Here is a 13,050-nt window from a genome sequence, read left to right as displayed (position 1 = left end):
AAAAATATATATTTAAACTTTAAATTTATTGACTGATTCAGATACGTTCTCTGAAACATCTGCTATTTTTTCAGTTGCATTGCTTATTTCATCCATGATTCTATTTTGTTCTTCTGCACTTGCTGTTAATTCTTCAGCTGTTGCAGCAAACTCTTCGGATATTGAAGCGATATCCTGAACGTTTCTTAAAGCCTGCTGTACATTATCTGACGCCTGTTTCGCACCTTCTTTCATTGCAATTATCTTTTCAGCTGTTTTATCTACACTTTCTTTAATTTTCATAAATGCATTATTTACCTCATCTATTGCTACAACTCCTTTATCAACTTCATCTTTACCAGTTAATCCCAAATCAATGGTCTTTTCAACCTGACCCTGTATTCCAGTGATTGTTTTGTTTATATCATCAACAGATTTTCCAATCTCTTCTGCAAGTGATTTAATTTCACTTGCAACAACTGCAAATCCTTTTCCAGCCTCTCCTGCTCTTGCCGCTTCAATAGAAGCGTTTAAAGCCAATAATCCAGTTTGTTCAGCAATATCCTTGATGAGTACCGTAACTTCGTTGATTTTCTTGCTCTCATCTCCGAGCCCTTGGATGGCTCTTCCTAAGTTGTCTATTACGTTTGCTATTCTCTGCATGGTGTCTATTGCATTTTCTACTTTCTTAACTCCAGTTTCTGAATTCTCCTCAATTTCATTCGCTGATTCCACAGCTTCCACAGCTGCATTGTAAACATTATCAGCAACTTCTCCTGTGTTTTCCAAGTCTTGTGAAACATCCTGTAATTTTGTAGATTGGTCAGTTGCTGCTGTAGCAACCTGTGAAGCTGCATCTGCCACCTGGTCTGAAGTTTCCTTTGCTCTTTCGATTCCATCTTTTAATGATTCTATTTCCCTGTTTAAGTTGATTATTTGAGATTTTAGTTCTTTTGTCAGGGTTTGTACATTACTTATTGCAGTATTGATGGTTTTTTGAAGTTTGGCGTACTCCCCATTTTCGTCCATTCTTACAGTTAAATCTCCATTTGCCACTTTGGTCATTGTATCTGTGATTTCTTTGAACAATAGGTTCATAGTTTTATTATTCTGTTTTTGTGTTTCAATATGATTTTTTATATCTTTAATCATTTTATTGAATGATTTGGCCAATTCTCCAATTTCATCTTCACTTTTTATATTTACACTAACATCGTAGTTTCCTTTTGCAACCTCTCCTGCGATTTCCATAAGTTCCCTAATAGGTCTTGTGATGGTTCTACCAACCATTGTGGAAATGACAATACTTATTATTATGGCTAAAATCACAATACCTGCTGTCATGAGTTTGATGTTGTTTAAACTATTAATTAAAGCACTTTTGGGAGTTCCTATGAAAATCATTCCAATAACTTTGCCATCATCATCTTTTATAGGTTTATAAAGTGTTTTCATAGGTATGCCAACCACATCGGCATCTCCAACATATTCTTCTCCATCCTTAACGACATCATATACCGCATCAGATGCAACAGTTCCTATGGCTCTTTTTCCATCTTTTACAACACTTGTGGAAACCCTTAGGTTGTCTAAGAATATGGTAGCAACTGAATTGTCTGAACTTACAGTATCTACAATATTATAATCATTATTTAGAACATCAGCTAACAATAATGACCCAACAGTATTGCCATTGCTGTCTTTCAATGGTTGAGCATAAACTAATGCCAGCCCTCTTTTTTCCCCTCCAACTTGAAGATTTGAAAGTCCTTCTTTTTCCATGCTTTCTGCGTCTATTATTTCAAAACCTTTTATAATTTTACCTGATATGGCCTTAGATGCTATTGGATAACAAACTTTCGAACCTACACTTTTGCCATTTGAATCGGCAATTACATTTCCATTTTTATCGGTAATTATTGCAAAATCAGCTCCTGCGGCATTTTTAGCCAATTTAGCTTGATATTTCAAACTTTCTGTATCATTTATTCCAATATCTGCTATTATTTTTGCTTTATTTGAACCAATATCGCTCAATCTATCTAATTTTCCGGAAATTACATGCTCCATAATTTGCATGTTTTCATTTAGATTATCTAATAGCAAATTATCTCCAAATTGTGACGTTTCATGTATTGTGGCTGTGCTACAAATTAATAGCGAAACAACAGCCGTAAATACACACAGTAGTGTAATCTTTTTCCCTATGGATTTTATATTGAATTTCATGAGCTCATCCCTCATATTTTCGTTAAAATTATTTCTATTTCACAAATGAGAAAACAGTAATTTTATTTTTATTGAAAGGCATATATAATAATTTTTATGCATGTGATTATGTAATTGCACTCCCCTTTAAATTTAGATATTGGGAAAATTAGTGATGAAAAAATAGATGCGGTAGGTACCTCAGGACCCATTCAAACTACATCATAAGTTTCATAATAGTATGCGCCTGTAAAGACAGGTTTTTCTTAAATTACTATTTTTAAACCTAAAAAAAGAAAAAAGAATTAGAATTTGTGCAATTTCGAGCGTAAGCGAAGGAAAAATTAAAATTGCGAAGCAATTTTACACTCTTCGCTTGCTTCACTCACTCCGATTAAACTTTAAATTTATTGACTGATTCAGATACGTTCTCTGAAACATCTGCTATTTTTTCAGTTGCATTGCTTATTTCATCCATGATTCTATTTTGTTCTTCTGCACTTGCTGTTAATTCTTCAGCTGTTGCAGCAAACTCTTCGGATATTGAAGCGATATCCTGAACGTTTCTTAAAGCCTGCTGTACATTATCTGACGCCTGTTTCGCACCTTCTTTCATTGCAATTATCTTTTCAGCTGTTTTATCTACACTTTCTTTAATTTTCATAAATGCATTATTTACCTCATCTATTGCTACAACTCCTTTATCAACTTCATCTTTACCAGTTAATCCCAAATCAATGGTCTTTTCAACCTGACCCTGTATTCCAGTGATTGTTTTGTTTATATCATCAACAGATTTTCCAATCTCTTCTGCAAGTGATTTAATTTCACTTGCAACAACTGCAAATCCTTTTCCAGCCTCTCCTGCTCTTGCCGCTTCAATAGAAGCGTTTAAAGCCAATAATCCAGTTTGTTCAGCAATATCCTTGATGAGTACCGTAACTTCGTTGATTTTCTTGCTCTCATCTCCGAGCCCTTGGATGGCTCTTCCTAAGTTGTCTATTACGTTTGCTATTCTCTGCATGGTGTCTATTGCATTTTCTACTTTCTTAACTCCAGTTTCTGAATTCTCCTCAATTTCATTCGCTGATTCCACAGCTTCCACAGCTGCATTGTAAACATTATCAGCAACTTCTCCTGTGTTTTCCAAGTCTTGTGAAACATCCTGTAATTTTGTAGATTGGTCAGTTGCTGCTGTAGCAACCTGTGAAGCTGCATCTGCCACCTGGTCTGAAGTTTCCTTTGCTCTTTCGATTCCATCTTTTAATGATTCTATTTCCCTGTTTAAGTTGATTATTTGAGATTTTAGTTCTTTTGTCAGGGTTTGTACATTACTTATTGCAGTATTTATGATTTTTTGAAGTTTATTATGCTCCCTATTTTCGTCCATTCTTGCAGTTAAATCTCCATTTGCCACTTTTGTCATTACATCTGTGATTTCTTTAAATGTTTGCGATAGTGCTTTTTTATCCTCTTTCTGTTTTTTCATATCTTCATTTAAGTTTTTGATTATTCGGTTGACATTGTTGAATAATTCTCCAATCTCATCTCCATTAAACTCTATTTCAGGTTTTACATCATAATTATGATTTGCCAATTCACCCAATATCCTTCTAAGCTCATCGAGATGTTTTAAAACTGTTTCCTTTACAATGATTATTGAGACAATACCGAGCAACAGCGCCAATACAGTAGCTGCTATTGACATATTATTTGCAAATTCAACTTTTTTATTATACAAGTCACTGTACAGCATAACTGCCTTATTCATCTCAGCTAATAATTCCATATTGTGTTCATTTAGGTAGTTTAATGCCTCTTTAAACTCTGGATCATCAGGATTTTTTGTATATATTATTTTTATTTTCTCATAGAATGGGTCCCACAATTGCTTTACTTTAAGAAGCTGCGGTTTAACTTCATCGGGAGCAGGTGGAAGACCCATTTCTTCATTACCTGATATCAAACCATTTAGAGTTTTATCGAATAGTTCGGAAGTTTCTTTTAAGTCTTTTCTACTATTTTCATTTCCGGCATTTATCATAAATGCCTCTTTTGTCATCTTTTGGACTAACATTCTCTGTTTTCCTGCAAGGTTAATCACATGTCCGTCGTCTTTCATACTTTTATGAACCATTATTACTGTTGAAGACATCCCAATAATAATAAGGACCAAAATTGCTATGGAGGATAAAATTTTGGTCTTTACAGATATTTTTTTAAGCATATTTACCCTCTCCACATATATTTTAAGCAATAATGTAATCTATTTGGATGTTAAGTCATGCACTTATATTTTAAACTTCTGGTTAGGTTTATTGTCAGCACTCTGGTTACTTGCATGGAATTCACCAAATTTATATATGCTATTATTCTAATTACACTCATATATTATGTAGAAATGGAGTATATAAAAAATATGATGTCCGCCTATCATCCAACGATTAAAATCGTTGGCTTTCTCGGCGGTTTATCGTAAAATACCACATATATATTTTACAAATATCAACTATATAATATTTTTATGTATGTAGTTGTGCAATTGCACTTCTAATTAGATATTAGGAAAAATTAACGACGAAAAAGAGGAAATATATGTTGTAAAGATAGTTTTTTTATATTTTCAAATATAAAAAAAGAAAAGGGAATTTAAGATGAAAATTAAGGGGTATTATTTTCTCCAATAACATTTTTATATATTTTTTGTTTGATAAAACTATATCGTTTGAATATATTAGAATAAAAAATAATTAAAAAATAAGACTATATGAAACTTATGATTTAAAATTGTGTGTATTATATGTATGTTTTTCCGTCAGGGGATAAATCCTCAGGGACTGGTTTTCCAGAAGATTTTAATTTATATCTTTCACAAAGAGTATAATCCCCTTTACAATATTTGTTTTTCAACTCCTCCGCAATTTTTGGGTCAAGATTTGGGTTATGAATATATGGACATTTAGGTAAATTCACACATTCATTTGGATTAGACCTAAATACATCAATATTTTTTGAAATCGTTCGTGAAATCTCATCAAACTCCTCAATAGATGTGTCTATATCTTCAATCGCTCTATTTTGTTCTTCCGCACTTGCTGTTAATTCTTCAGCTGTTGCAGCAAACTCTTCGGATATTGAAGCGATATCCTGAACATTTCTTAAAGCCTGCTGCACGTTCTCGGATGCCTGTTTAGCACCTTCTTTCATTGCATTTATCTTTTCAGCTGCCTTATCTACACTTTCTTTAATTTTCATAAATGCATTATTTACCTCATCTATTGCTACAACTCCTTTATCAACTTCATCCTTACCGGTTAATCCCAAATCAATGGTCTTTTCAACCTGACCCTGTATTCCAGTGATTGTTTTGTTTATATCATCAACAGATTTTCCAATCTCTTCTGCAAGTGATTTAATTTCACTTGCAACAACTGCAAATCCTTTTCCAGCTTCTCCAGCTCTTGCAGCTTCAATAGAAGCGTTTAGTGCTAATAATCCAGTCTGTTCAGCAATATCCTTAATCAATACAGTAACTTCGTTGATTTTCTTACTCTCATCTCCAAGTCCTTGGATGGCTCTTCCCAAGTCGTCTATTACGTTTGCTATTCTCTGCATGGTGTCTATTGCATTTTCTACCTTCTTAACTCCAGTTTCTGAATTATTTTCAATTTCATTTGCTGCTTCCACAGCTTCCACTGCTGCATTGTAAACATTATCAGCAACTTCTCCTGTGCTTTCTAAATCCTGTGAAACATCCTGTAATTTTGTAGATTGGTCAGTTGCTGCTGTAGCAACCTGTGAAGCTGCATCTGCCACCTGGTCTGAGGTTTCCTTTGCTCTTTCGATTCCATCTTTTATACTTTCGAGTTCATTATTTAGGGTATTTATTTGTGCCTTTAGACTTTCAATCGAATTTGAAATACCATCTAACGCCCGATTTAAGGATTTTTGGAATTTATTCCATTTACCCTCTTCATTAGCTCTAACGGTTAGATCTCCTTTTTCCAACTTCTCTGCAAGTTCATTAAGTTCCTTAAATACTTTTAAGGTTTCTTTTTTATACTCTTCAAAACGTTTTTCATTTTCGCACAAATTTTCAATTCTTTTAATTAATTCTTCAGGATTATTCTTTACTATGTTGGCATCTATACTTACAATCTCACATATTTTTTCAATCAAATTGTTCTTATCTGATTTTGATATTAAACTCCCTATTGATAGGCTGAATACCATGTATTTCACCATTAAATAATTTTTTCACGACCCTTATGTATACTAATCACTTTTCCATCTTTGAGGAAGAATTTAACCGTCCTACCGGATGTGCCCCCTACATCCTCGCCTATTACTCTTATTCCATGCTTTTTTAAGTTCTGTCTGGCTGCTTCCACGTTTTTTGCCCCTACATCAATAGCCTTAGACTTGGATTTGAACATTGCTGCACCACCAGCTAACTTTGCTCTAAGCTTATTAGGTCTTGCTCCAAGAACTACCATGCTGGTTATTAGTGCTGGAACAGCAGTATTGGCGTATTTTCCAGGCATTCTAGTGTTCATATCCCTTGTTTCTGGAAGCATTATATGTGCCATTCCTCCAACCCTCTTACCCATATCATAGAGCATTATAGCCACACAAGAACCTAACAATGTTTCAAGAACCTCAGGACTTTTTGAAACCTCAAAACCACCCATTTTAACTTTTATTACCATACTACCAACCTATGCATTGTTTAAATCCAGTATGAGTGCTACCCTTCCATCACCCAATATTGTGGCTCCTGCAAGACCATGAATATTTTTCAAAATGCCAGTAAGTGGTTTAACAACAATTTCTTCCCTTCCAAGTACATCGTCAACTACCACGCCCAATTTTCCTTTGTTTCGTTCTATGACTACCACATAAACTTCTTCTTCAGGCTCCCCGTAGGAATAGTCATTGAGTATATCCTTTAACCAAACTACTGGCAGTATATGGTCCCTGTATATGATAGCATCCTGACCTTCTAAATTTGTTATATCGTCTTTTCTAACATGGGTGACATCTAAAACACTTGTTAATGGTATTGCATAAACTTGGTCCCTTAATTTAATTAATAATACGAGAATAATTGCCATTGTTAAAGGTAATTGAAGTATTATCTTTGTGCCTTTTTCTTTTTCGGAGTATAATGATACACTACCTCCAAGAGACTCTATTTTAGATTTTACAACATCCATTCCAACTCCCCTTCCAGAAACATCTGAAACTTTTTCAGCAGTACTAAATCCTGGCAAAAATACAAGATTAATGACTTCATGATCAGATAATTTATTGACTTCATCTTCTGATACAACTCCTTTTTCCACAGCTTTCCTCCTTATAATTTCAGGGTCTATTCCTTTACCATCATCTTCAATTGTGATAAGCACATGATTTCTTTCTCTTGTAGCTATTAATTTTAGAGTTCCCTTTCTAGGTTTTCCTTTCTTCTCCCTCTCTTCTGGAGTTTCGATACCGTGGTCTAATGAGTTTCTAATAATATGTGTCAAGGGTTCCGCGAGCTCATCCAATACGGTCCTATCAAGTTCAATATCTGAACCTTCGATTATTAATTCAACCTCTTTATTAAGTGCTTTTGCAGTATCCCTCACAGTTCTAGGAAACCTGTTAAATATAAAAGATACTGGTATCATTCTCATAGCCATAACTTCTTCTTGGAGCTCAGTAGCAAGCATATTAAGTCTATTCACAGCATTGTGTAGTTCTTTAATATTATAGTTGTTTGCAATCTGGGTAAAATTTGCCCTATTTATAACTAATTCACCAACTAAATTCATAAGTTTGTCTAATTTTTCAATATTTATTCTTACAGTTTGAGTTGATGTCTTCTTTTCTCCTGATTTTTCAGAAGGCTTCTTCTTTGAGGTTTTTGATTTGGTGGAAGCAATATTTTTTCCACGTGATTCAGATGTTTTTTTCTCACTTGATTGTTCCTTTAAATATTCAGGGGCTTCTACAATGACTTCTTTTATTTCTGGGATATTAAATACTGCTTCTTTTAAATCATCCCCTTCATTATTTGATATTATATATACTATAATCTCGTTATCTTCAAATTCACCATCTCGAAGTTTCTCATAAGGGGGCTCTGTTTTAATTATTTCTCCCATATTTTCAAGTTCTTTTATGGCCATATATGCTCGAACAGATTTCAAAATACATTCATTATCAATTATTATTTTTAATTTATACGCGTCTTTTAGTCTATCATCACTTGCTTCATTATCATCACCACCACCATCGTCGCTGGTCTTGTCATCTGTTTTTACTTCTTCCTCTATTTCTTCAATTTTAAACTCTATGTCCACTGGGGATATTGCAATATATTCCATTTCACATACTGTGTCGAGAATTTTCATTATCTCGTCTAACTGTTTATCGGACAGAAAAATAATTTCAAGTTCATCGTAGCTTTTTTCCTTAATTTCTTCTTCACTAGGGGTTGAAATTAAAACTTCCCCGATTTTTTTTATATTGGATACTAACATAGATAACCTAACAGATTTTAAATCACAATCTTCTGAGGTTTTGGATTTTAAATGGTATAACTTATAACCTTTATCTATCATTTCCTTTAAGTGGTCGGCATGTTTATTTAAATCAAACTTGGAATGGTCTAAAACAACCTCATATTCTTCCTCAGTAATTTCAGGTGAGCTCCGCTGTTCCTCTTTAATAGTTATTGCATTATCTATTTTTTCATTTAATTCAGATAAATCTATATCCAATTCATCAATACTTCCATTTTCTTCAACTGATTTTGCAATTTTTTCCATTGCATCTAGTGAATACTTTAATGCTTCCATAACTGATTTATTAAATACAATATCTTCAGCCATGACATGATTAACTAAATCATTTATCTTTGCCAAGGTTTCTTTCAAATCATCATAGCTAAGAGCATCAGCAACTATTTTAAGAACTTCGACAGATTTACTCATTTGTTCAAGGATTTCATTAAGATTTTTTGGTTTTTTTATTTCCTCATAATTTTTTTCGTCTAAATTTTCTCCTTCATTTACAGCTGTTTTTTTGATTTTTACCGTAGTTTCTGGTTCTTTTAATATGACACTTACAATAGATTTAGTACTTTTAGTAACGCTGGACTCAACCGTTTCTTCTTTTTCTTCACCCTGTTTTTCATCTGAACTACTACTACTTTGTGGCGCATCTGCCGCGGGAGCTCCTCCTCCACCAAGATATTTATCTTTTAATCTTTTTATTTCATTAATTATGCTATCAACATCAACAGATGTGGTATCAACATCCTCCTCAATTTCATTGACCATAGTTTCAAGAGCATCAAGACAGTCAAATAACAAATCCATAATCTCAGAAGTTACGGGAATCTTGTCATCCCTAACATAATCCAATATATCTTCCATATGATGGGTAAGGGAGGATATATCCTCAAACCCAAGAGTTCTTGCTGAACCCTTCAATGTATGTGCAGACCTGAATATTAAATTTATAATATCTTTATTTTCTGGATTTTTTTCAAGTTCAACCATGTTTTGATTCAAGGACTCGAGATGTTCCGTAGCTTCAGCCATGAATAATTCCTTATATTGTTCCATATCATCCATTTTCATCCCCCTACTATATCTTTAACAAATTTTACAATAGCTTCAGGTATTTTTGATGTGGGCAATATTGCGTCTGCAATGTTCATTTCAATAACAGCTTTTGGCATACCAAAAACTACACAGGTCTCTTCATTTTGGGCTATTATTTTCCCACCTTTTTTCTTTATTAGACTCAGCCCATATGCTCCGTCTCGACCAATTCCGGTTAAAATTACACCTACTGTGTTTTTACCATATATTTTTGATACATATTCAGCAGTAACATCCACCGAAGGTTTTGTTCCATGAACCTTTGGCATCTGACTGTCCAATTTTATATATGTGTCATTCCCTCTTTTTCTCAGTAGCATCTGACAATCGCCCGGTGCTACATAGACATGTCCTGGTTTTACCAACTCCCCATCCTGAGCTTCTTTTACAGTTAGCACTGACCCTGCATCTAATCTGCTTGCAAACATTTTTGTAAATCCTTTTGGCATGTGTTGAACTACAAATATAGGAGGCATGTTTTTTGGGAGTTTAGATATGATTTCTGAAACTATTGGTGGACCACCTGTTGATGAACCTATTATGACCGCCGAATTTTTAAGTTTCTCAGTTGGTATTTCAACATTAACTCCTGATATAGGTTTTTCATGAGTTTCCTCAACATCATGTGTTCCTCTAATTCCTCCAATTCTTTCACGTCTTTGAGGTGTGGCTACCCTTCTTCTAACATATGCCCTTGAAGCCGATTTTACCTTGTTTATTAACTCCTCCCCTATTTTCCTAATATCTAATGAAATAGTTCCTGAGGGTTTTTGAATAAAATCAACTGCACCATATTCTAGGGCTTCAAGGGTCTCCACAGCTCCCTTTTTCGTTAATGCAGATAGCATCAATATTGGAGTAGGTTTTATTTCCATTATTTTTTTAACAGCTTCAAGTCCATTCATTCTGGGCATTTCCACGTCCATTGTAATTACATCTGGGCTCAATTTTTGAGTGAGCTCGACAGCCTCCACACCATCTTTTGCATTCCCTACTACCTCAATATCATTATCGGAACTTAATATATCTGAAACCATTTTTCTCATGAATGCAGAGTCATCTACCACCAATACTTTTATCTTTTTCATAATATCCCTCCTTTGGCTTTACAAATATGTTATATATGTTATAATTCCTGTGGGTTTATAAGATTATTGATATTTAGTAATATTATCAATCTATTTTCTATTTTTGCTATCCCTTCAATGTACTCTCCACTCATGTTTCTCCCTATTTCCCCCAAATTTTCAATTTGATCGTTGGATATTTGCAGGACGTCATTGACCGCATCTACTAAAATACCCACAGGGACTCCCTCAATCTCTATCACCATGACCAACATTTCTTTATTATTGGCATCATTTTCTTCGAAATTGCCATATATATTTAACTTTTTTCTCAAATCGATAATTGGAGTGATTTCACCCCTAATATTTGTAACACCAACAACATAATCAGGACTGTTGGGTAACGCAGTAATATCTTGAAGTTTTAAAACTTCTCTAACTTCATCCACTTTTAATCCATACTCATTTGAAGAGAGTTTAAAAACAACAACTTTTGGCACATCATTCATACATATCACCTCAAAACTGACATTAGCATAGGTTATTAACCTATTAAATTTAAGCACAATGTTATCGTTAAGAAATTTTTTTAAAAATTATAATAATTATTATGGAAATAAATCTAATTAATATTATTGGAAACATGTAAACATTCAATTTTGTCCATAATATTGTGGACAATGACAATGCAATGGTTTGCATGCAATTCTAATGGGGAGATTGAAACCCTTTCTGCTCCAATCTCATCTAAAAAGTTCTCATCCTCTTCTCCAATGCCCATATGGTCTCCTAACACAAAAACAACGTCTTTTTTATATTGGGCAGGGTTAAACAATTCTTCAATAGGCTTCCCATCTTTATGGAGATAAAAAATTTTTTTTCCTTCTTTATTTCTTTCCAATATGATATCTCTAAATTCTTTTTTAGCGTGATAAATCCCGGGTGTACTTTCTTTCCAAATACTTAGGTGTTCTTTTTCTAGTGCCTTTTTTATAAAAATGGCAATACCTCTTTCATCAGGACTAACTCTTTTTAATTCAGAGCCCATAAATTTTAATGCTACTGGCGGACTTGGATTCCCATAATGAACTGAGTAAAACACAGTATCCCTTCTTAAATCATGGGAAAGAAAAAATGCACTGCTAACACATCTGCATACTAAATCTAACCTACCGCAACTTCCCGGGAGGTCTTTTAAATTAACATCTCCTGAGGTTATTGCCTTATTTGCTTTTAATATGAATTCTCTCAAATTTTCACCATATATGCGTATAAAAAAATAATAGTGAAATAACATGTTAAACATGTTAAATAATGAATCCTTATTCATTGAGACCTAAAACATCAAATGTATTATATATTCCTTCTTTTTTCTGCGAAATGAATTTAGCTGCCAAAACTACTCCATGCACAAATGCTTGTCTGCTACTTGCTTTATGGGTGAGCTCTAATCTTTCTCCATCACCTGCAAATATTACAGTATGGTCTCCAACTACATCTCCACCTCTAAGTGCGTGAATACATATCTCTTCTTTGGTTCTTTCTCCAACAAGTCCTTCTCTACCGTATATTAATTTTGAATCTCTGTTTAGGTTGTTTTGAATAACCTCTGCGGCTCTCAGTGCAGTTCCACTTGGAGCATCCTTTTTAAATCTATGGTGCATTTCAACAATTTCAATGTCGTAATCTCCAAGTTTTTTTGCCAAAAATTCCAATGTTTTGAAGAATATATTTACACCTATTGCGTAATTTTGGGAGATTACTGCTGCAACCTTATTCTCATTAATAGCTTCTTCCATTTCTTTTCTTTGTTCTTCTGTAAATCCTGTGGTTCCAATTACTAAGTTAATACCATTTGATGAAGCTATTTTAACAGTATTTACACATGGTGCAGGAGCAGTAAAATCAATCAAAACATCGGGTTTTGTTTCCTTTAAGACACTGTCCAAATTATCGGATGTTTCCAAAGGAACGTCTATATTCCCTAGCCCTATTAACTCTCCAATATCCATTCCTTTTTTTGGATGGTTTGGCACATCTATTGCTGCAACTACCTTAAACTCCTCTGGATTTTCACACAGTGTTTTTATTATATTACTTCCCATTCTTCCGAGAGCTCCTGTAATGGCCACTTTTATCAT

General features: G+C 33.9%; 9 protein-coding genes. All 9 read right to left on the bottom strand.

The features are described from left to right. Window positions 1-12 precede the first annotated feature (12 nt). The 9 genes from Mjas_RS00045 to dapB all read right to left on the bottom strand — a co-directional run bounded on the left by Mjas_RS00045 (window position 13) and on the right by dapB (window position 13,050). Complete coding sequence (locus Mjas_RS00045) at window positions 13-2,208, bottom strand: methyl-accepting chemotaxis protein (protein WP_421077767.1); 2,196 nt, start codon at window positions 2,206-2,208, stop codon at window positions 13-15. A 373-nt stretch (window positions 2,209-2,581) separates the two neighbouring features. Further along, on the bottom strand, window positions 2,582-4,414 hold the full coding sequence (locus tag Mjas_RS00040) for a methyl-accepting chemotaxis protein (RefSeq protein ID WP_421077766.1): 1,833 nt from the start codon (window positions 4,412-4,414) through the stop codon (window positions 2,582-2,584). A gap of 569 nt (window positions 4,415-4,983) precedes the next feature. Beyond that, window positions 4,984-6,420, bottom strand: a complete 1,437-nt coding sequence (locus Mjas_RS00035; RefSeq protein WP_421077765.1) for a methyl-accepting chemotaxis protein — start codon at window positions 6,418-6,420, stop codon at window positions 4,984-4,986. An 11-nt stretch (window positions 6,421-6,431) separates the two neighbouring features. Continuing rightward, window positions 6,432-6,896, bottom strand: a complete 465-nt coding sequence (locus Mjas_RS00030) for a chemotaxis protein CheD (RefSeq protein WP_421077764.1) — start codon at window positions 6,894-6,896, stop codon at window positions 6,432-6,434. A 9-nt stretch (window positions 6,897-6,905) separates the two neighbouring features. Next, window positions 6,906-9,812, bottom strand: a complete 2,907-nt coding sequence (locus Mjas_RS00025; protein WP_421077763.1) for a chemotaxis protein CheW — start codon at window positions 9,810-9,812, stop codon at window positions 6,906-6,908. 2 nt (window positions 9,813-9,814) lie between these two features. After that, window positions 9,815-10,930 carry a protein-glutamate methylesterase/protein-glutamine glutaminase gene (locus Mjas_RS00020; protein WP_421077762.1) on the bottom strand — a complete coding sequence of 372 codons (1,116 nt, stop codon included), beginning with the start codon at window positions 10,928-10,930 and terminating at the stop codon, window positions 9,815-9,817. A gap of 38 nt (window positions 10,931-10,968) precedes the next feature. Beyond that, window positions 10,969-11,418 carry a chemotaxis protein CheW gene (locus tag Mjas_RS00015; RefSeq protein WP_421077761.1) on the bottom strand — a complete coding sequence of 150 codons (450 nt, stop codon included), beginning with the start codon at window positions 11,416-11,418 and terminating at the stop codon, window positions 10,969-10,971. A 113-nt stretch (window positions 11,419-11,531) separates the two neighbouring features. After that, complete coding sequence (gene trmY / locus Mjas_RS00010; RefSeq protein WP_421077760.1) at window positions 11,532-12,161, bottom strand: tRNA (pseudouridine(54)-N(1))-methyltransferase TrmY; 630 nt, start codon at window positions 12,159-12,161, stop codon at window positions 11,532-11,534. Window positions 12,162-12,231: 70 nt separating this feature from the next. Further along, entirely contained in the window at window positions 12,232-13,050 is an 819-nt protein-coding gene (gene dapB, locus Mjas_RS00005) for a 4-hydroxy-tetrahydrodipicolinate reductase (protein ID WP_421077759.1), read from the bottom strand.

Source organism: Methanothermococcus jasoni, from assembly GCF_049075655.1.
Taxonomy (GTDB): Archaea; AGJL01; Methanococci; order Methanococcales; family Methanococcaceae; genus Methanofervidicoccus.
This window is presented reverse-complemented; position numbering and strand designations above follow the sequence as displayed.

Bases quoted from the DNA above. Each gene is read 5' to 3' on its own strand.
- Mjas_RS00045 (WP_421077767.1), bottom strand. From the start codon at position 2,208: ATGAAATTCAATATAAAATCCATAGGGAAAAAGATTACACTACTGTGT.
- Mjas_RS00040 (WP_421077766.1), bottom strand. From the start codon at position 4,414: ATGCTTAAAAAAATATCTGTAAAGACCAAAATTTTATCCTCCATAGCA.
- Mjas_RS00035 (WP_421077765.1), bottom strand. From the start codon at position 6,420: ATGGTATTCAGCCTATCAATAGGGAGTTTAATATCAAAATCAGATAAG.
- Mjas_RS00030 (WP_421077764.1), bottom strand. From the start codon at position 6,896: ATGGTAATAAAAGTTAAAATGGGTGGTTTTGAGGTTTCAAAAAGTCCT.
- Mjas_RS00025 (WP_421077763.1), bottom strand. From the start codon at position 9,812: ATGGATGATATGGAACAATATAAGGAATTATTCATGGCTGAAGCTACG.
- Mjas_RS00020 (WP_421077762.1), bottom strand. From the start codon at position 10,930: ATGAAAAAGATAAAAGTATTGGTGGTAGATGACTCTGCATTCATGAGA.
- Mjas_RS00015 (WP_421077761.1), bottom strand. From the start codon at position 11,418: ATGAATGATGTGCCAAAAGTTGTTGTTTTTAAACTCTCTTCAAATGAG.
- dapB (WP_421077759.1), bottom strand. From the start codon at position 13,050: ATGATAAAAGTGGCCATTACAGGAGCTCTCGGAAGAATGGGAAGTAAT.